The 18,740-nt window shown below is 67.3% G+C and carries 16 protein-coding genes; 5 read left to right on the top strand and 11 right to left on the bottom strand.

Translation table 11 applies throughout. The features are described 5' to 3' along the window. Nucleotides 1–453 precede the first annotated feature (453 nt). The 6 genes from EU555_RS30505 to EU555_RS30480 all read right to left on the bottom strand — a co-directional run bounded on the left by EU555_RS30505 (nt 454) and on the right by EU555_RS30480 (nt 5,910). Nucleotides 454–2,637, bottom strand: a complete 2,184-nt coding sequence (locus EU555_RS30505) for a phage/plasmid primase, P4 family (RefSeq protein WP_245524574.1) — start codon at nt 2,635–2,637, stop codon at nt 454–456. Between the two features lie 89 nt (nt 2,638–2,726). Beyond that, complete coding sequence (locus EU555_RS30500; RefSeq protein WP_135419096.1) at nt 2,727–2,939, bottom strand: hypothetical protein; 213 nt, start codon at nt 2,937–2,939, stop codon at nt 2,727–2,729. Beyond that, nucleotides 2,932–3,216, bottom strand: a complete 285-nt coding sequence (locus tag EU555_RS30495) for a hypothetical protein (protein ID WP_135419095.1) — start codon at nt 3,214–3,216, stop codon at nt 2,932–2,934. The genes EU555_RS30500 and EU555_RS30495 overlap by 8 nt, the downstream gene beginning before the upstream one ends. A 202-nt stretch (nt 3,217–3,418) precedes the next feature. Continuing rightward, complete coding sequence (locus tag EU555_RS30490) at nt 3,419–3,730, bottom strand: hypothetical protein (RefSeq protein ID WP_135419094.1); 312 nt, start codon at nt 3,728–3,730, stop codon at nt 3,419–3,421. Nucleotides 3,731–3,826: 96 nt separating this feature from the next. Then, nucleotides 3,827–4,582, bottom strand: coding sequence for a hypothetical protein (locus EU555_RS30485; protein WP_135419093.1), 756 nt, complete (start codon nt 4,580–4,582; stop codon nt 3,827–3,829). Next, the gene (locus EU555_RS30480; protein ID WP_135419092.1) at nt 4,579–5,910 is read right to left on the bottom strand and encodes a tyrosine-type recombinase/integrase; all 1,332 of its coding nucleotides are present in this window, start codon (nt 5,908–5,910) and stop codon (nt 4,579–4,581) included. The genes EU555_RS30485 and EU555_RS30480 overlap by 4 nt, the downstream gene beginning before the upstream one ends. A gap of 395 nt (nt 5,911–6,305) precedes the next feature. On the opposite strand from EU555_RS30480, the gene EU555_RS30475 reads away from it, so the two are divergent. Next, nucleotides 6,306–6,548: a hypothetical protein gene (locus tag EU555_RS30475; protein WP_135419091.1), complete on the top strand. Its 243-nt coding sequence runs from the start codon at nt 6,306–6,308 to the stop codon at nt 6,546–6,548. A gap of 234 nt (nt 6,549–6,782) precedes the next feature. On the opposite strand, the gene EU555_RS37545 is transcribed toward EU555_RS30475, so the two are convergent. From EU555_RS37545 to EU555_RS30450, 5 genes are all read right to left on the bottom strand, one after another. Beyond that, a complete protein-coding gene (locus EU555_RS37545; RefSeq protein ID WP_281041324.1) occupies nt 6,783–7,565 on the bottom strand; it encodes a calcium-binding protein in 783 nt (260 codons plus the stop codon). Nucleotides 7,566–7,731: 166 nt separating this feature from the next. Then, entirely contained in the window at nt 7,732–8,958 is a 1,227-nt protein-coding gene (locus tag EU555_RS30465) for an MFS transporter (RefSeq protein ID WP_135419089.1), read from the bottom strand. Between the two features lie 75 nt (nt 8,959–9,033). Continuing rightward, on the bottom strand, nt 9,034–10,275 hold the full coding sequence (locus EU555_RS30460) for a KpsE/RkpR family capsule polysaccharide export protein (protein ID WP_135419088.1): 1,242 nt from the start codon (nt 10,273–10,275) through the stop codon (nt 9,034–9,036). A 97-nt stretch (nt 10,276–10,372) separates the two neighbouring features. Continuing rightward, complete coding sequence (locus EU555_RS30455; protein WP_135419087.1) at nt 10,373–11,026, bottom strand: ABC transporter ATP-binding protein; 654 nt, start codon at nt 11,024–11,026, stop codon at nt 10,373–10,375. Between the two features lie 1,080 nt (nt 11,027–12,106). Continuing rightward, nucleotides 12,107–12,286: a hypothetical protein gene (locus tag EU555_RS30450; protein ID WP_135419086.1), complete on the bottom strand. Its 180-nt coding sequence runs from the start codon at nt 12,284–12,286 to the stop codon at nt 12,107–12,109. 139 nt (nt 12,287–12,425) lie between these two features. On the opposite strand from EU555_RS30450, the gene EU555_RS30445 reads away from it, so the two are divergent. The 4 genes from EU555_RS30445 to EU555_RS30430 all read left to right on the top strand — a co-directional run bounded on the left by EU555_RS30445 (nt 12,426) and on the right by EU555_RS30430 (nt 18,715). Beyond that, on the top strand, nt 12,426–13,103 hold the full coding sequence (locus EU555_RS30445; RefSeq protein WP_135419085.1) for a TetR/AcrR family transcriptional regulator: 678 nt from the start codon (nt 12,426–12,428) through the stop codon (nt 13,101–13,103). Beyond that, entirely contained in the window at nt 13,100–14,332 is a 1,233-nt protein-coding gene (locus tag EU555_RS30440; protein ID WP_135419084.1) for an efflux RND transporter periplasmic adaptor subunit, read from the top strand. The genes EU555_RS30445 and EU555_RS30440 overlap by 4 nt, the downstream gene beginning before the upstream one ends. 77 nt (nt 14,333–14,409) lie before the next feature. Then, nucleotides 14,410–17,511, top strand: coding sequence for an efflux RND transporter permease subunit (locus EU555_RS30435; RefSeq protein ID WP_135419083.1), 3,102 nt, complete (start codon nt 14,410–14,412; stop codon nt 17,509–17,511). 427 nt (nt 17,512–17,938) lie between these two features. After that, nucleotides 17,939–18,715, top strand: coding sequence for a hypothetical protein (locus EU555_RS30430; RefSeq protein ID WP_135419082.1), 777 nt, complete (start codon nt 17,939–17,941; stop codon nt 18,713–18,715). The last annotated feature ends 25 nt before the right edge of the window (nt 18,716–18,740 follow it).

The following is an 18,740-nucleotide window of genomic DNA, read 5'->3' as shown; positions in this document are numbered from 1 at the left end:
AAGAGAGGGGCTATCCAACGTCGTTCCGCCGGGCTTATGGGACAGGCGTTGGTCAATATAGCGCCGTAGCAGTGCTAAGTCATTGATGTGAAACGGTTCACCTAAATCCACTGCTGTTTTATTTTTGCCCTGAGGGGGCAGAAACACCGCGCGGCGTTCGGCTTTGGGAATTTCCGGGGTGGGTGCGGGTCGGCGTTGAGCAGATCTCAACCCCACAAAACCTGACTGTCTGCCCCACCTCTCGGGAGTGAGGCGTTGCCTAGTGTTGCGGTGGGGCGCTCAACCCGCCGATCCCGTCCTGCTCCACCTCCAGAAGTGGAGCGGAGCAACGTGGAGCAGCAGGCTCTGTCGATCGCGGGGAGGATTGGGGAGCTTCCCAGGTATCTCGGTACGGGCGTGCGCGCGTGCGCGTGCGTCGCGCAATACCGGAGACCCTCCCCGATCCTCCCCCGATCACTCAGCCGCCTCGTGAAACGGGCGTCGCACAAGCAGGCGAATGCCCTCATAGACCATCTGGCCGTGGCTCTTTCGCTTGCCGATTCCCCGCTTCTCCATCCGCCCGGCGAACGCCCGCTGCGACCCGGGATCATCACCGATCCGCTGCGCGAAGGCGCGCCACGAGGTGAACAGCTCGGTGCTGGTCGCCGTCTTGTACTCGTTGCCCGGCTCCACATCGCAGGCCTCAGCGAGCCACTGCCCAAACGCATCCTGACTCGCGAAGTACTCCTCCGTGGCGTCCCGGTCGCGGGTCGAGCGGATCAACCCGTTCTGCTGCCAGTCGAGACAGCCTTCGACCGCCCACCGCAGGATCGCCGGCCACTCCGCCTTCAGCTTCTCAGGCAGCAGCGGGTCGGGTCGGGCCGGCTTGTGTTCGAAGGGCAGCATGATGAACCGGCGGCGCATCGCGTCGTCGACGTTGCGCAGGTTGGGCCGGTTGTTGCCCATGATCAGCAGCTTGAACTGCGGCTGGTAGGTGAAGAAGTCTCGACGCATGAACCGGGCAGTGATCGGGTCGCCGCCTGTCATCTGCTTGATCCGTGCCTCGGCCCAGGCCCGGTCCTCCTCCGTCTCCGACGCCGTCACCAGGCGGGCGCCGCGTAGCATGGCGAGGTCGGTCGGGTGCCGCTCGCCGGTTGTGGCGACGAAGGTCTCCATCGAAGCCACCACGGCATAGTTGCCGAGGATGCCGCCGAGCGTGTTGATCAGGACGCCCTTGCCGTTGCCGCCCCCGCCCCAGGCGAAGGGCAATACGTGCTCGCGGGTGTCGCCGGTGAGCGCGTAGCCGGCGAGTTGCCGGATCAGCCGCATCAACTGGTGGTCGCTCTTGGTCGCCTGATCGAGGAAGGCGAGCCACAGCGGGCAATCGGGTGTCTCGGCCGGTGCGACGGCGGTGAGCTTGGTGATGCCGTCGGCCGGGTCGGGCTCGCGCAGTTCGCCGGTGCGCAGGTCCACGGTTCCGCCGGGCGTGCCGAGCAGGAACAGGTCGCGGTCCCACGTGTCATGGGTGACCGCGAAGGCCGGATCCGCGCGGGCGAACCGTTCGACGCCGCCCGCGAAGGTGGTCCGGCCGAGGGTCGCCATGATCTTCGGCTCGTCGAGGTACGGCTTGGCCAAGTCCCGGGCGAGCTCCCGCGCCCACTGGAAGGCGATCGGCACGCGGGCCTGCCGCCACGCTGCGCCGTCCCACTCGAACCACGCGCCGGTGTCGTGGCAGTAGCGCAGCCGCCCGGCATGCAGCGCGGCGAAGTGCACTGCAGCCGAATCCTCGGTCACCACCGGCCCGGCCGGGACTGTGCGTTTCCTCGACGGGACACCGGAATGCTGCGATCCGCCGGATCGCGGCGCCTGCAGTCGATCGGCGGCGCGATCGAAGGCGCGAGCCACCTCCGGCTCGAGCCGGCCGGCGTACTTCTCGGCGATGCCACCCGGATGCCGCTCGAGCAGCGCCACGATCGCGGTGACGGTCCAGCCGAGGTCCTTCAGCCAGCCGACGGCATGGAAGAACGCCTCCGACCGCTGCCCCTCCGGCGCGCCCGACCGGATGAGCCTGTCGAGGTCGGGCGGCAAGTCGGTGCGCCGCTGCTCGCGGTCCTGTCCGCGCCCCGCAGCCGCCTTCGCGGTCTTGGCCGCTTGCTTCGCCTCGTCGAGCCACGCGACGGTGGCGTCGATCTCGGCATCGATCTCTGCCAGCACCTCCGGCGAGCCCGGCAGGTGTTCTCCGGTTACCACGATGTACCGCTCGCACCCGCGATAGGTCTCAAGACGGCCGCCGGTGCCTGGCACCACCTGATTCCGGTGCACCTTCGGTCCGCTGGCCAAGCCGAGGACGCGCAGGCCAGTGCCGGATGTCGTCACCTCGGCGTAGGACGCGGCGTCCTGCACCTTGGCGAGCGCCCATTCCGCCACCTCGCCGGTAGCCGGGTTGCGGCAGTCGTCGAGGTCGAACGCCCCATACAGCGAGCCGGCGAGCATGAAGCCGAGGCCGTGAAAGCGGCCGGTCTCGTAAGCCGCGAGCGCTGCCTCGAACGAGCGCCACGTCTTCGGGGCGTTGCTGCGGGCCATGTGGCCAGAGCCGTCAGCCACGTAGGGGACCTTGGTCAGCTTGCCCGATTTCCAGTGCGGCTCCCACCGCCACATCACCCACCGCACCTCGGCCTGCAGGGGCGCCAGGGCGGGCGGGAGAGGTCGGAATCGGGTACCCGGTGCCGGGAGAGGGGGGAGGTCAGTCATGGCGCTGCTCCCGCCGCTTCCTCGGCGTCGCGCAGCTCCGCAATCTCGATCGCGATCAAGAACCCGCGGTGGATCTCCTCGGCGCTGGCCTCGGGCCAGCGATCCAGGACGAGTTCGACCATCCGCGGGAAGTCGCGCTCGGCGGCGGTGCCGGCGATGCCCTCGCCTTCGAACAGCATCTTGCCAATGCGGGCGGAGAGGTCAGACATCGGCGCCTCCCGCAATCCGGGGCCGGTGGAGCGCCGCGAAGCTCGCGAGCACTCTCCGGCGATCGACCGGCGTCAGGCGGCCGAGCTCGTCGACCGACTGCCGCAAGGCGTCCTCGTCGACCTCCGCCCTCGCGAGCGTGTCGGCGAGTCGCTGGCCGCGCGGGCCGGCGATGAGGTGCACCAGGCCCCGCATGCACCTGAGCCTCGCCTGGCGCTCGGCGGTGCTCAGGCCATCGGCCCACGGGCCGAAGCGGTCGGACGAAGGGAGCGCGCTCACGCGCGCCTCCCCATGCTGGCGTAGGCCAGTTCGGCCGTGGCGCGGGCGCGCTCGGGCGAGAAATCGAAGCGGCGGAGCAGGCGCCGCATCTGGAAATCTATCGGGGCTTGCGGTATCTCTGGGGTGTCAGCTGCCGAGCAGACATTCCCCAGGACCCTCGCCGTGCCCGCGGCGGGGGTTCTGACTATGTGGGCCATGTTCGTTACGCGGCCTCCTCAGCCAACGCCGCCTGTGCGGCCGGTCGTAGAGCGCTCGGGAGCGGATTTTCCTTGATGCTGCGGCGCCAAGCCGCCTCATCCTCGGGCGAGATAAGCTTTCTCCCGCCAATAGTGGTGATCTCCGGCGCGCGGCCGAGCGCAACGAGATAGTAGAACGTGCTCTTGCCGATGCGATTGCGCGAGCAGAACTCGGGAATAGTTCGCATTTCGGTGTCGACGGACCGCGACGTCAAAGACTGATCGACTGCTGCCGCTACAACAACATCGAGCTGCTGTCGGACGTTTTTGCGGGGCACTGGATCAACTCCGTATCTCCACGGGGACCGTGGTGGAGTGATTAGAGCCCATGCGGTTCGGTCTGGGACGGGGCCAAAAACCGTGAGGTTTTCACCCTAACAAGGAGCCACCTTTCGATCGTGACGCTTGTGGATACGACGCTTGCGCTTCATAGCGTCAGCAAATCCGACAGGAGTGATAAACGTACCAAACGCCCAGTTGACTGCTTGTGCCCCGACATAAGCAGTCACACTTAATCCATCAGTCAAGCCGGTGCGACCATAACCTTCCTGTTTTGCAACCGCTCTGATATCATTCGCAATTGTTTTTCCTACCTCGCGCCAAAATGATTCAGGTCTTCCTTGCGCAGTTTTGCCAAGTGGTAGCGTTTTTTTTGCTACAAGACCCATTTCCTCCAGAGGTGCACAAATTTCATCCAAGTCTATTTTATCAGTGAACATGTAATTCCCGAAATAATCCCTAATATTCTCAGCTTCGTATAGCAAATTTCTCGCCGCATTAAGAAATGCGTCGATCTTATCATTGTTGTATTTCTCGACGTCTATATCGCGCAAGCTCTCAATTAAACCACGCTCTGGATTGTTCCGCTGGCGGAAAATCATCTCGTCATCGCTCGCCGCGGCACGATCTCGCTCAAACTGCTCGATACGAAATCGGCGGATTCGCTCCTCATTATCCGCTCGATTGAAAGTAACTCTCAATTTATCAGATAAAAAAATGCAATTCTGCTCCGATATTTTTTCTGATCCAGATTTTTGACATAACGACTCCTGGAACCAGCGCTGTATCTCCAAATAAAGAAGCCCCCAATCCTGTCCGCTTTTCCTTTCTGCAATGAGCGGCTGACTCATCCGACGCTCCGAAGCTGTGTAGGCGCTGGGGTGGTCAGGGACACCGCAGCGAGAGCGGCCAGGGCGTCGAGCGCGTCGATGATGAAGGCAGAGTAGTGCGCCTCGATCATCGCCGACGAAGTGTCGTGCAGAGCGGCCACAAGCCGGACCGGCAGGTTCGCGCGGAGCCCGCGGACGATCGAGCTGTGGCGGAGAGCGTAGGGGACGAGGTCGGCCGGAAGCTCGGCCTTCTCGAGGATGGCAGACCACGGTTGGGTCATCTCAGACGCCGAATGCCAGGTCACCCGCTCAGTCTTCCGCCACTCTCCGATCCGGACCATCTGCCACCGTGGACGAAGCAAGAGGCGGTCAGTGCCGCGACGTCCAACAATAATAGGCCGCAAGGCTGCGATGACATCGGGGGCGACGCGCACGGCGACGTGGGAGGTCTGCTTCTGCCCCCTCCCTTTCCGGCTGACCGGCACCATCAGGCGCTGCTGCTCCACCTGGACGTCGGCGACGTTCATGCGCTGCACTTGGGAGAACCGGGCGCCGGTGGCAGCCAAGACCAGGACCAGGCGCTCGAGGTCGCCATCCCACTCCCCAGCCGCATCCACCTCGCGAGCAGCCGCAACGATCCGCCTGATGTCGGCGTCACTCAGGATCTGAGCCTCCCGCGCGACTGGGGCCAGACGCGTCGAGGCGGCGAGGCCGTTCCGGATCGTCTCCGCGATGGTGGCGGGCAGCTGCGCTGCATGGCTGCGAGTCGCCGCGTTCAGCGCTGCCTTGAAGTCGTTCACGGCGCGCCGGACGGTTCCCTCGGCGAGCTTGCGGCTCAAGCCGGCGCGCCAGTCCTGCAGATGGCGGGCGGTGAGCGCAGGCAGAGGCTTGTTCGCCAGGTCGGCGTTGGACAGGACGTGCTTGGTCAGGCGTGAGCGGCTGTCACGGATCAGCCCGACGCCTCCCTTCAGCTTCGTCTCGCTCGCCTCTCGGACCTCGATGTAGGCGGTGACAGCATCCCGGACGGTGACGGTCGGACCGAACGACGCGACACGCCGCTGTTCCTCGACCTCCTTCACCCGCAGCCGCGCGCGATCCTGCGCCTGGTAAAAGGTCAGGATCACAGTCCCGTCGGCGGCTTGCCGATCGTCAGCGCTGCCTAGCGCCTCGACGGCGTACTTCTCCTCGCCGAGGTAGCGACGCGCGATCCACGTGCCGCCCGTCTTGCCTTTCCGATAACCGAGGTGCAGCCCGCGATCGATGGCCCGGAAGTAGGGCTTGGGTCGCGGCTTCAGCTTCGCGCGCGCCGTCGGTGAGTCGAGGACGGCGTCCCGCACACGCTTCGCCATAGGATTTCTCCTGTCCAATGGTTGTCCAATATGCCGGATCATAACCACGTGGACATAGGAGGACGAGAGCAAACTAAGTTATTGATGTTAAAAGACGCCAGTGGACACGGGTGGACCCAAGTAAAGCCCTCCGAAGGCAAAGGTCACACGTTCGAATCGTGTCGGGTGCGCCATTCTTCTCAATGACTTAGCTGGTTCAGTGGCGCCCCTTGGGGCGAGCCGGTGTCACGACGGTGTCACCAGAAGCGAACCGGAACACGCTCCGAGACGGTGCCGCCTGCTTGGTTGGGCAGGCATCCATCGTCGAGCATCTTTCAGCCTCGGGCACCGGCGTGACAGGGCGACGGCGTTCCGCTACGGGCCACTCCCCTCACGAAGCACGGATCTTCCCAGCCATGCCCATCAAGGCGCTCAACGACCGCAAGAAGCTCTCGTCGGACTTCAACGAGGCCAACGACGCCTTCATCGACGCGGTGCTGGGCGCATTCCAGGCCGGCGAGATCCCGCTCGACCTGGCCCGGGCCTACCTCGCCCATCCGGTGGCGATGATGCATGCCAGCGGCGCGCAGGCGGTGGCCGAGTATTTCGAGCGCATCCTGTCGCAGAAGCCGAAGATCGATTGGACGCCGGGCGGCTGAGAGCCTGTTTGACGTACACGGCAAATTTATCCCACCCTCAACCTCATCCTGAGGTGATGGCGATCAGAGATCGCACGCGATCGAAGATCGCTGGGCCTCGAAGGAGCGCTCCAGAAGTCTCCGCGGTCCCTGGAGGCCTTCTTCGAGACTCCTTTCAGTCGCACCTTGGGATGAGGCAGTGGATGGGGGTGGATTAGCCCCACGAGACGCTGCTCTCTTGAATCAAACAGGCTCTCAGACGGGGTATGAGGCGTAGAAATCAGCTCCTGAAAGTGTGGTCACGCCGTCGAGGCGAACAAGGTCGATTGCAGCTTCCGCACCTCGTCCGTCAGGGTCGTAGGAGAGCAGGCCTGTTCCCGTGTTGAACAGAAGTGCCGCTTGCCCCACGTTCCGTATGATCCCATACGAATTGTACATGCCGGACTGGTTCATCAATGCCGCCGGGTCGTCGCCGATAAACAGGTTCTGGCCTTCGATCAATCGCGTGTTCCCAGAGCCCTGGTTGCCGGGCAGTTCCAGATCCATGGCCATGTCGAACCCGAGACGCAAATGATCCTGTCCGCGCACGAAATCGGTGATCGTATCGATCCCGGTCGAGGGGCTGATCGAGAAGGTGTCCTCTCCGGTGCCGCCCGTCATCGTGTCGTTTCCCAGGCCGCCGTTAAGCACATCGTTTCCGGATCCACCATAGAGCGTGTCGTTTCCGTCCTCACCGAGGAGGACATCGTTTCCGGATCCGCCATAGAGCTCATCCCAACCGGAGCCTGACTTGATTGTGTCATTGCCTGACCCACCATAGATTTCGTCATTACCACCACCTGTAGTAATGCTGTCGTCGCCTCCCTGCCCGTTGATCAGGCGGGCAGTGTTCGTCCATGTGTTTATATATGTATTGGAATAATCACCCAGATTGTTGAATCCATCGCGCGCGCCGTCCTCGAGCTGGAGCATGTCGGCCGAGAGATTCGGTTTCAGGTTCGGGATCGGCTTCTGCTGGGGTTGAACGAGGATAGCCATGATGTCCTCCTGAGCGCCTGGCCGGCCTGGCCAGCGTAGGCGTGACTCTCGCTCCCCTCTCATCGTTCTTCTGTGATGCAGGTCACACAAGCGGCTCAGATCAGCGCGAGCGGGTCACGATCGCGCGGGCCCCAACCTCCGCCCGATCTCGTCCGGCCAGCGACCCTCAGGTGATGAGGTGGTCCCGCCGCCGCAGGGCCGGAAACAGCCTTCCCCACAGGCCCGCCACCGCCAACGTCGCGACGCCGCCCACGATCACCGCCGGGACCGCGCCGATGAAGGCCGCCAGCGTACCGGATTCGAACTCGCCGAGTTCGTTCGACGCGCCGATGAACACTGTGTTGACCGCCGCGACCCGCCCGCGCATCGCGTCCGGCGTCTCGCCCTGGACCAGGCTCTGGCGCACGTAGACGCTCACCATGTCGGCGGCCCCCGTGACGAACAGGCAGGCCATCGACAGCGGCAGCGAGGTCGAGAGCCCGAAGCCCACCGTGGCGAGGCCGAACACCCCGACCGCCGTCAGCAGCCGCGGCCCGACCCGACGGGTGAGAGGGCGGTGGGCGAGCAGGATCGCGGTCGCGACCGAACCCAAAGCCGGCATGCTGCGCAGGAGGCCGAGGCCGAGGGGGCCGACGAGGAGCACCTCCTGGGCGAAGATCGGCAGGAGCGCGGTGGCGCCGCCGAGGAGCACCGCCACGAGGTCGAGGGTGATGGCCCCGAGCACCACCGGCTGCGAGCGGATGTAGGTGAGGCCGGCGAGCAGCGTGCCCCAGGTCAGGGCCGGCCGGGCGTCGGCGGCGGCGGGCCGCGGCCGGATGCCGATGACGCTCACCGCGGCCAGCGCGAAGCAGGCGGCGGCGAGGCCGAACACCACCGCGGGCCCGAGCGCATAGAGCAGGCCGCCCAGCGCCGGGCCGGTGACCGACGCACTCTGCCAGAGCGAGGAGTTGAGCGCGATGGCACTGCCGAACAACTCGCGCGGCACCAGCGTCGGCAGGAGCGCCTGGCTCGCCGGGTTGGCGAAGGCGCGGGCGGTGCCGACCAGCACCATCAGGGCGTAGACCGGCCAGACCGGCGCGGTTCCGTGCGCGGCGAGCGCCATCAGGCCGAGCCCGGCCAGCGCCAGGAGCCCGTAGGAGAGGGCCGCGACCCGGCGCCGGTCGTAAGCGTCGGCGACGTGGCCGGTCACGAGGGCACCGAGCATCGCCGGCGCGAAGCTCGCGAGGCCGACCAAGCCCAGCGCCAGCGCGCTGCGGGTGAGGTCGTAGACGAACCACCCCACCGCCACCGCCTGCATCTGGTAGGCGAGGCCGGTGAGGAAGCGGGCGCCGCCGAAGAGCCGGAAGTCGCGGTTGCGAAAGAGCGTCCAGCCGGACGGGGCGGGGGAGAGCATGGCGGTTCCGTGCCCCGCGGTCGCCACGGGGCGCTCGAGATCGGTGCGCACCCGCCGCAGGGCGGGCGCGGGACGTCAGGCGAGGAGCTTGCGGGCCACGACGGCGCCGCCGAAGGCCAGGGCCGAGAGGGCGACCGAGATGGCGATGAAGAGGGTGCGCCGTGGCTGCTGGGCCGATTCCGCCCGCACCGGCTCGACGATCATGCTGAAGAACTCGATCTGCCGGTCGGCGATCATCCGGGAGCGCTCCCGCGCCGCGATCGTCGCCGCATAGTACTTCTCGGCGGTCTTGCGCTCGGCGTCGAGCTCCTCGAACCTGGTGAGCGTGGCCGAGAGCACCCGGCGCTGGTCCGGGTCCTGGTTGGCAGCCTCGCGCTCGATGCGGGCGATGGTCTCGTCGAGCTGGGCGATCTGCGCCTTGAGATCCTGGATGCTGCGGCTGTCGTCCCGCAGGTCGCGCTGGAGCAGGCTGAGCTTGACCGCCAGGCCGATCCGCTGGGAGCGGATCTCGGCGATCATCTTCAGGTTGGTGTCGTTGGCCTTCTGGGCATCGAGGACGCCGTCCCGGTTGCGCAGGTCGCGCACCGCGAGGTGCAGCTTCGTCAGGCGCTCCTCGGCGCGCTTCATCTCGCGCTCGCTCTCCGCCAGGGCGTCGTTGCGAGCCTTGGCCGTGAGCTGGTTCACCAGGCGCTCGCTCTCGGCCAGCACGGCCCGGTTCAGCGCCAGCGCCTCGTCCGGATCGAAGGCGTTGACCGCGACCTGGATCAGGCCGGAGCTCTCGACCGAGACATGGACCCGGTCGCCCCAGTAGCGGACCAGCTTCTCGATCGGCTTCTCGGGGTCGAAGCGGGAATAGCGGTCGATGGTGTCCCGGGAGAACATCTGCCGCAGCGGCAGCGTGCGCTCGAGGGTTTCGATCATCGGCCGGCTCTTGATGTACTCACCGATGATCATCGAATCCTGGGCGATCATCTGTGCCGGGACGCTCGACGAGGTGCCGATCTGGTCCGGGGCCGCCTTCTCGGCGCCGCCGATCGCCGGCCGCAGGGCGAACTTCGCTTCGGTCACGTAGCGGTCGGAGAGGTAAAGGCCGAAGAACACGGCACTCGCCACCGACGGAATCGCGAACAGGAACAGGAACAGCAGGGGTGTGACGATGTCCCGGCGCTTCTGCGCCCGGATCGTCCGGATGCCCGACTTGTTCGGGTTCGAGAAGCGCGACACCCGGGCCGCCTGCCGCAGGGCCTCGCCGATCATCCGGGAGCGGTCGGCGGGGCTGAGCGCCTGGCCTTCCGGGTTGCGGGCGTCGATGGTCATGACAGGGGATTCCGGCTGCGGACGGGGCCGGGGCGCGGGGCGCGCCGGACGGCAGGGGAGGGGGCAGGCGAGGCGGAAAGGGAGAGAAGCGCGGCGCTCACTGGTTGAGCCGCTGATAGACCTCGATCGCGTCGTTGACGTCGGGATAGATCACCGCGCGGCCATTCGCCAGCACGATCCCCTGCTGGGCGTAATCCCGGATCGTGTCCATCGAGTGCGAGCACATGATGATGTCGGCATTCTGCCGCCGCTTGCTCCACACCTCCTCGCAGCGCTTGGCGAAGCGCGCGTCGCCGACGCCGGTGATCTCGTCGACGATGTAGCAGTCGAACGGGATCGCCATGCTCATGCCGAAGGCGAGCCGCGCGCCCATGCCCGAGGAGTAGTTGCGGATCGGCACGTTCATGTAGTCGCCGAGTTCGGCGAAATCCTCGACGAAGGCCAGCACCCGGCGCGGGTCCTCGCCGTGGATGCGGGCGACGAAGATCACGTTCTCGCGCCCGGTCATCATCGGGTGGAAGCCGCCGCTGAAGCCGAGCGGCCAGGAGATCCGGGTGGTGCGGATCACGCGGCCCCGGGTCGGCACCTCGCAGCCGGCCATCAGCCGCAGCGTGGTCGACTTGCCGGCGCCGTTGATGCCGAGGATGCCGTAGCTCACCCCGGGCTTCAGGGTCAGGGACGACCGGTCGAGGATCGTGCGGCGGTACCCGTCCGTCTTGTAGATCTTGGTGACGTTGTCGAAGCGGATCATCGGCGGTGAGGCGCGCTCGAAAGGGCGGCGGCGGCCCGGGGCGCGCACCGGGCGGGCGGGAGGCCTGTCCGATCATGCGCCGAGCCGACATCCGCACGGTTAACGAGGCCGGCCGCACCGGGCCGACAGGCTCGGCGATAGGCGGAAAAAGCGGCGAATCTGAGAAGCCTGCCGGCGCGGGCCCATCCCGGCCTGCGCCACGGTCGGGCAGCGGTGTCACGTGATCACAAGCGGGGAACGCGGCGCAAGGTCGTCCTGAATCCGGCGGCCTTCCGGTGAAGACCGGCCACTCCCGCCTCGTTTCCGGAACGACGCCCGTGCGACCGCGGTCCTGATCAGGCCGCGCGAGGGGATCGCGGCGGTCCTGGTCGTCGGCACCATCGCCGGCTGCCTCGCCCTGGGGCTGCGGCGGTCGGAGCCGGGTTCCCGCAGACGGAGCAGGAACTGGGCCGAGGGCGTGATCGCTCCTGGCCGAAGGCGCTCCGGGTCGACAACAGCGCGGAGGGCCTTGCGCCGCACGGGGCCTTGCGCCGCACGACGACAGGCCCGTCGCCGGCGCCACCGCAGCAAGGCGGCGCATCGCCGACCGCATCATCCCGCCGGCCACGGCGTGAGGGAGGGCTGCCGACGCGCTGCGTCGTCACGCGGCAGGGGCGGACCGGGTGCGCAACGTTCTCGGCGTCGACCTCGGCTTCGAGGACCACCACCGCTCCCGGTCCCCGCAATGAGGCCCTGACGCATCGTCAGGTCTGGGTGCGGCCGGGCGATGGGGCGGCGGGGCACCGGCGAGCCCGGTCGCGGGCTGCGGGCGGCTCCCGTCAGCGAGCCCCGCTCGAGGACCACATCGAGCCCGGCGGTGGTAACGGCGACGCCCTATCGGGGCGTGCCGGAGCCGGGCGGGTCCCTGGGCCAGGCTCTGCGCGTCGGCGCCCGAGGCGGATCAGATCGCCGGCGGCGCGCCCGGACACCATTTTTTAACCATCTTGCGCGACCATGCTCCGCGCATGAAAAAGCCGGGGCGATCCCCGGCTTCCACGTCATCGGCCTGCAAGGCGGCAGCCGATCGTGCGGCCGATCGACTCAGCCGAGGTTGAGACGGTCGACCTTGGTGCCGGACCCGCGCAGCGATTCGGGGATCGCCGAGAAGTCGGAATAGCCCGCCTCGCGCGCCATGGCGTCGAGGGCCTGCTGCTCGTTCTCGGCGCCGCCGGTCCAGAGGATCGCGCCGGTCGCGGCCTGCCGGATTTGGAAGATGGCCATTAAACGTATCCTCCCGCTCGAACACTGATATCCGGACTTATAACGCTCGCCGGTCGACGGAGGTTGCACCGAAACGAACGTTGCGGGAAGTCCCCACTTCGGTGTAGAGAATGAACGTTCATTCTCAAGGTGCCCTCGCTTGCCGACCGCTCGCAGCCCTGCCCGCCTCGATTCGACCGAGGAGCGCCGCACCCGCATCCTCGATGCGGCGGAGAGCTGCTTCGTCCGCCACGGCTTCCACCGCGCCACGATGCACGACGTGGCGGCCGAGGCCGGCATGAGCCCGGGCAACCTATACCGCTACTTCCCGTCGAAGGACGCGATCGTGGCGGGCCTCGCCGAGCGCGACCGGGCCGACGTGGCGCAGGGGTTTTCCGGCATCGAGGCCGCCCCCGCCCTGATGGAGGCCTTCGCGGGCCTCGCCCGGCGCCACCTCGCCGAGACGCCGGTCAAGAAGGCGGTGCTCTGCCTCGAGATGTGGGCCGAGGCGACCCGCAACCCCGCCATGGCGGCGATCTGCCGGGACTTCGAGCACGAGATCGCAGGGCGGCTCACCGGCATCTACCGCCAGGCGCAGGCGCAGGCGCAGGCGCAGGCGCAGGCGCGCCGCGACGCGCCGACGCCCGGCGCCGACCCCGCGGCGCTGGCCCGCCTCGTCATGGTGATGGCCGACGGCATCATGGTCCGTCGCGCCCTCTCGCCCGATTTCGCCCCCGGCCCCGTCGTCGACGCCATGCTGGCCCTGATCGGCGCGGCACTCGAAGGCCGCTTCGATCCGACCGGTACCGCACCGTCCAACCCGGAACCCGCCCGATGACCCGCCTCCGTCGCCTCGCCGGCGTTCCGGCCGCGCTCGCCACCACCCTCGCGGTCGCCCTCCCGGCCATCCCCGTCGATGCCGCCGAGTCCCTGCCCTCAGCCGGACCCGTCGTCGCGGCGGCACCCGCGCCCGCCGTCACCGTCGTGGTGGCGGCCGAGCGCGAGATCGTCGAGCGGGCGGTCGTCACCGGCACCCTGGTGCCGCGGGACGAGATCCTGGTCTCGCCGGAGATCGAGGGCTGCCGCATCACCGAACTCCTGGTCGAGGAGGGCGACCGGGTCGCCAAGGGGGCGGTGCTGGCGCGGCTCTCGCGCGAGATGATCGACACCCAGCTCGCCCAGAACGCCGCCGCCATCGCCCGGGCGGACGGCGCGGTGGCGCAGGCGCGCAGCACCATCGTGCAGGCCGAGGCCGCGCAGGTCGAGGCGGCGCTCTCGCTCGAGCGCGCCCAGTCGCTGATGAAGACCGGCAACGCCACGGCGGCGGTGCTGGAGCAGCGCGAATCGGCGGCGAAGGGGGCCGAGGGCAAGCTCTCGGCCGCCCGCAACGGGCTCGCCATCGCGCAGGCCGACCTCGCCCAGGCCCGCGCCCAGCGCGCTGAGCTCGACCTCAAGCTCGCCCGCACCGAGATCCGCGCGCCGGAGGGCGGCATCGTCAGCCGCCGCACCGCCCGGGTCGGCGCCACGGCGAGCGCCTCCGCCGAGCCGCTCTTCCGCCTGATCGCCCGCGGCGAGATCGAGCTCGAGGGCGAGGTGCCGGAGACCGGTCTCGCCCGGCTGCGCGCCGGCGCTCCCGCGAGCCTCGACCTCGACACGCCGGACGGGCCGGTCGCGGTGTCGGGGAAGGTCCGGGTCGTCTATCCGGAGATCGACCGGGCGACGCGCCTCGGCAGGGTCCGGATCGCCCTCGAGGCCGATCCGCGCCTGCGCATCGGCGCCTTCGCCCGCGGCGCCGTCGAGGCGGCGCGGCGCACCGGCGTCGCGGTGCCGCTCGCCTCGGTGGTCTACGGGCCGTCCGGCCCGACCGTCCTGGTGGTGGCGGGCGACCGGGTCGAGGCCCGCACCATCCGCACCGGCCTCTCGGCCGGCGGCTTCATCGAGGCGCGCGACGGGGTCAAGGCCGGGGACGCCGTGGTGGCCCGGGCCGGCAGCTTCCTGCGCGACGGCGACCGGGTGCGCCCGATCTACCCCGCCCTGCCCGCCACTGCCGAGGCCGGACGTCCCTGACGCCCGGCTCTTTGATTCCGAGGCCCGGCGTCCCCGACGCCCGGCTCCCCTGACCGTCTCCTGACCGGGTACGCTCGATGCGCCTGAACGTCTCCGCCTGGGCGATCCGCAAGCCGATCCCCTCGATCGTGCTCTTCCTGGTGCTCGGGCTGCTCGGCCTCGTGAGCTTCCGCAGCCTGCCGATCACCCGCTTCCCCAACATCGACGTGCCGATCGTCTCGGTGACGGTGACGCAGGCCGGCGCCGCGCCGAGCGAGCTGCAGACCCAGGTCACCAAGTGGGTCGAGGACGCGGTGGCGGGGGTGAAGGGCGTCAAGCACATCACCTCGGCGATCACCGAGGGCACCTCGGCCACGACGATCGAGTTCCGCCTTGAGGTCAACACCGATCGCGCCGTCAACGACGTCAAGGACGCGATCGCCAAGATCCGGATGAACCTGCCCCGGACGATCGACGAGCCGATCATCACCCGGGTCGAGATCGCCGGCCTGCCGATCATGGTCTACGGCGCCTCGGCGCCCGCCATGACGCCCGAGGACCTGTCCTGGTTCGTCGACGACGTGGTGGCGCGCCAGATCCAGGGCCTGCGCGGCGTCGGCGGCGTCGAGCGCCTCGGCGGCGTCGCCCGCGAGGTGCGGGTGACCCTCAAGCCCGACCGCCTGCTCGCGCTCGGCATCACGGCCGCGGACGTGAACCGGCAGCTGCGGCTGACCTCCGCCGACATGGCGGGCGGGCGGGCCGAGGTCGGCGGCCAGGAGCAGTCGATCCGGACGCTTGCCGCCTCCTCGACCCTCGAGACGCTCGCCGCCACCTCGATCGTGCTGCCGGGCGGGCGCAAGGTGCGCCTCGACGACCTCGCCACCTTGAGCGACGGGGCCGAGGAGCCGCGCACCTTCGCGCGCCTCAACGGCGAGCCGGTCGTCGCCTTCGCGATCTCGCGGGCGAGCGGCGCCAGCGACGCCTCGGTCGGCGAGGTGGTGGCCAGGAAGATCGAGGAGTTCTCCAAGGCCTATCCGGGCGTTCGCTTCGACCGGATCGACAGTTCGGTCACCAACACCATCGGCAACTACGAATCCGCCATGCACAGCCTGATGGAGGGCGCAGGGCTCGCGGTGCTGGTGGTGTTCCTGTTCCTGCGCGACTGGCGCGCGACGCTGATCGCCGCGGTGGCGCTGCCGCTCTCGGTCTTCCCGACCTTCTGGGCGATGAGCGCGATGGGCTTCTCGCTCAACGCGGTGAGCCTGCTCGCCATCACCCTCGTCACCGGCATCCTGGTCGACGACGCGATCGTCGAGATCGAGAACATCGTCCGCCACATGCGGCTCGGCAAGTCGCCCTACCGCGCCGCGATCGAGGGCGCCGACGAGATCGGGCTCGCCGTCATCGCGATCACCGCGACCCTCGTGGCGATCTTCGCCCCCGTCTCGTTCATGGGCGGCATCGCCGGGCAGTACTTCAAGCAGTTCGGCCTCACCATCGCGGCCGCGGTGTTCATGTCGCTGCTGGTGGCCCGCCTCATCACCCCGATGATGGCGGCCTACTTCCTGCGCGACCACGGCCACCACGAGGAGCGCGAGGGTCCGGTGATGCGGACCTACAACCGGGTCGTGCTGTGGTCGGTGCGGCACAAGTTCGTGACCCTGGTGGTCGGGCTCGTGCTGTTCGCCGCCTCGATCCTCTCCACAAGCCTGCTGCCGGCCGGCTTCCTGCCCAAGGAGGACGCCGCCCGCACCCTGATGGTGGTCGAGCTGCCCCCCGGCGCCCGCCTTGACGACACGATCGCGGTCACCGACCGGATCACGCAGCGCATCCGCTCGCTGCCGGAGGTCCGGTCGGTCTTCGTCGATGGCGGCCGCCAGCTGCCGGGCAAGAAGGAGGTGCGGCTCGCCACCCTCACCATCAACCTGACGCCGAAGAACGCCCGGGTGCGCAAGCAGGCCGACGTGGAAGCGGCGATCATGGACCTGATGCGCGACGAGGCCGACGTGCGCTACTGGTCCCTGCGCGAAGGCGGCCAGCGCGACTTCACGCTGATCGTCGCCGGAGGCGACACCACGGTCGTCACCGAGGTGGCCGAGCGGATGCAGCGCGAGGTCGCGACCCTGCCGCACCTCGTCAACGTGATGTCGACCGCGCCCCTCGACCGGACCGAGGTGCGCATCCGCCCCAAACCCGGCGTCGCCGCCGATCTCGGCGTCTCGACCGACACCATCGCCGAGACGGTGCGGGTCGGCACGATCGGCGACATCGGCCAGAACCTCGCCAAGTTCAACGCCACCGACCGGCAGATCCCGATCCGGGTGCAGTTGCCGATGGCCTTGCGCGGCGACCTCTCGGCGCTGGAGAGCCTGAAGGTGCCGGCCAAGAACGGCGCCTCGGTGCCGCTCTCGGCGGTGGCCGACATCAGCCTCGGACGCGGGCCGACCGCGATCGACCGCTACGACCGCGCCGTGCGCGTGGCGCTGGAAGCCAACATGCAGGGCTCGGACGCCCTGGCCGAGCAGATCAAGCTCGCCATGGAGGTGCCGTCGGCGAAGACCCTGCCGCCCGGGGTCAGCTTGCGCCAGACCGGCGACGCCGAGGTGATGGGCGAGGTGTTCGAGGGCTTCGCGATGGCGATGGGCGCCGGCCTGATGATGGTGCTGGGCGTCCTGATCCTGCTCTTCGCCTCGTTCTTCCAGCCCCTCACCATCCTGTTCTCGCTCCCCTTGTCGATCGGCGGCGCGATCCTCGGCCTCCTGATCTGCAACCGGCCGATCTCGATGCCGGTGGTGATCGGCATCCTGATGCTGATGGGCGTCGTGACCAAGAACGCCATCATGCTGGTCGATTTCGCCGTCGAGGAGATGGGCCGCGGCGTCGACCGTGTCACCGCCATCACCCAGGCCGGCGCCAAGCGCGCCCGGCCGATCGTGATGACGACGATCGCCATGGCGGCCGGCATGGTGCCGAGCGCCATGGCCTTCGGCATCGGCGGCGAGTTCCGCGCCCCGATGGCGATCGCGGTGATCTCCGGCCTGATCGTCTCGACCCTGCTCTCGCTCCTGTTCGTGCCCGCGATCTTCATCCTGATGGACGATCTCTCGCGCCTGACGGGCCGGCTGTTCGGCCGCTTCGTCGGGGCGGTGGACGAGCCGCCGGGGCATGAGGGGGCACAGCGGCCGGTGGCGGCGGAGTAGCAGGACACCTCGATTGCCGGGGCAGAGTGTCCTGGCAATCGAGGCTGCCAGCATTTCAGCAAATATTGTGCTGAAGTAAGCGTATGGTTGCAAGTGAGTGCAGCTATTCCCTGGATCGAAAGCGTATCCGATCAATTCAATGCACCAAGATTATCTACTTGAGATAGATTTAAAAATTTTCAGTTCGGAAGTAATTTTTTTAAATTCAGGGATTTAAAAATTCAGATACAAATAGACACTTCCCCTCTGCAAATCCGACGCAATCATATCTTTGGTCACGGGTGCAAAAATGTAATCCAAGACCAGAGCTTGCACACACCTTGCTTTTGAGAAGTGATACCTGCATCATCGTCGACGGCGATTGTCTGGACGCAAGGTTCATGACTTCGCGTTCGAGGCCATGTATTCAAAAAATTGGGAGGGAAAGATGGCAGATGAGTCCGTGCCCGATCCTCGATCCAAAGGGATTCTTATCGAACATAAGGACATCATTATACTGATATGCGGCGTGATGATCGTCACCGTCATATTCGGTGGACTCATTCTCGCGCTCAAAGACGCGCCGCATTCCGTCCTGCTGCCGATGATTTCGATTCTTGGAATTGTATCGCTTCTTTTGTGTCTATCAGGAATATCTTACGTTTTCGTGAAAGTCAAACTCGACAACAAGGACCAAGCGCTTGGCTTGCCGCCCGGGTCAATACAGTCAGTTATCGCATTGTCGCTCGTCGTGCTTTTTGCGATACTTTCCGTTTTCGTACTCACGGCGATGGGAGAGACGAAGACGCGAAGCTTGTCGGGATTGAGCGTACCAGACAGGGATAGTCAGATCGCGCGCCTCGGTGCAAATTTTGCCGGGTGGCAGGCGGATGCGAACGGAACTTACACCATCTTTGTGCAAGATCCCGCCTCCGCCGGAAGGGACGATGTCGGAAAGCAGCTGATCGTCCTGATCGGGACGCTCATGACATCGGCGGTCAGCTTTTACTTCGGAACACGCGCCACCGTTGCGGGTGCCGCCGTGGCGGCGGGCAGCGACGACGCAGCGAGGCCGTCACCAGGCGCGAGAACGGCAGATGCACCGAACCCCAGCTCTGGTGCGGGCACGCAGGACGCGGCCCCCGAAACCGAGAATCGTGCCGACGCCGCGGACGGTGCCCGGAAAGATCAGCAGAACGATACGAAGCCCGGAGGCACGCCGTAACCCGCAAGGTCATGATCCTCGCTTG

It is taken from the genome of Methylobacterium nonmethylotrophicum, from assembly GCF_004745635.1.
In the GTDB taxonomy this organism is placed as follows: domain Bacteria; phylum Pseudomonadota; class Alphaproteobacteria; order Rhizobiales; family Beijerinckiaceae; genus Methylobacterium; species Methylobacterium nonmethylotrophicum.
The sequence above is the reverse complement of the archived record's forward strand: the minus strand, read 5'-3'. Positions and strand labels throughout refer to the sequence as shown.

Coding starts and splice junctions, on each gene's coding strand:
- EU555_RS30505 (WP_245524574.1), bottom strand. CDS start 2,637: ATGTGGCGGTGGGAGCCGCACTGGAAATCGGGCAAGCTGACCAAGGTC.
- EU555_RS30500 (WP_135419096.1), bottom strand. CDS start 2,939: ATGTCTGACCTCTCCGCCCGCATTGGCAAGATGCTGTTCGAAGGCGAG.
- EU555_RS30485 (WP_135419093.1), bottom strand. CDS start 4,582: ATGAGTCAGCCGCTCATTGCAGAAAGGAAAAGCGGACAGGATTGGGGG.
- EU555_RS30480 (WP_135419092.1), bottom strand. CDS start 5,910: ATGGCGAAGCGTGTGCGGGACGCCGTCCTCGACTCACCGACGGCGCGC.
- EU555_RS30475 (WP_135419091.1), top strand. CDS start 6,306: ATGCCCATCAAGGCGCTCAACGACCGCAAGAAGCTCTCGTCGGACTTC.
- EU555_RS37545 (WP_281041324.1), bottom strand. CDS start 7,565: ATGGCTATCCTCGTTCAACCCCAGCAGAAGCCGATCCCGAACCTGAAA.
- EU555_RS30465 (WP_135419089.1), bottom strand. CDS start 8,958: ATGCTCTCCCCCGCCCCGTCCGGCTGGACGCTCTTTCGCAACCGCGAC.
- EU555_RS30460 (WP_135419088.1), bottom strand. CDS start 10,275: ATGACCATCGACGCCCGCAACCCGGAAGGCCAGGCGCTCAGCCCCGCC.
- EU555_RS30455 (WP_135419087.1), bottom strand. CDS start 11,026: ATGATCCGCTTCGACAACGTCACCAAGATCTACAAGACGGACGGGTAC.
- EU555_RS30450 (WP_135419086.1), bottom strand. CDS start 12,286: ATGGCCATCTTCCAAATCCGGCAGGCCGCGACCGGCGCGATCCTCTGG.
- EU555_RS30440 (WP_135419084.1), top strand. CDS start 13,100: ATGACCCGCCTCCGTCGCCTCGCCGGCGTTCCGGCCGCGCTCGCCACC.
- EU555_RS30435 (WP_135419083.1), top strand. CDS start 14,410: ATGCGCCTGAACGTCTCCGCCTGGGCGATCCGCAAGCCGATCCCCTCG.
- EU555_RS30430 (WP_135419082.1), top strand. CDS start 17,939: ATGGCAGATGAGTCCGTGCCCGATCCTCGATCCAAAGGGATTCTTATC.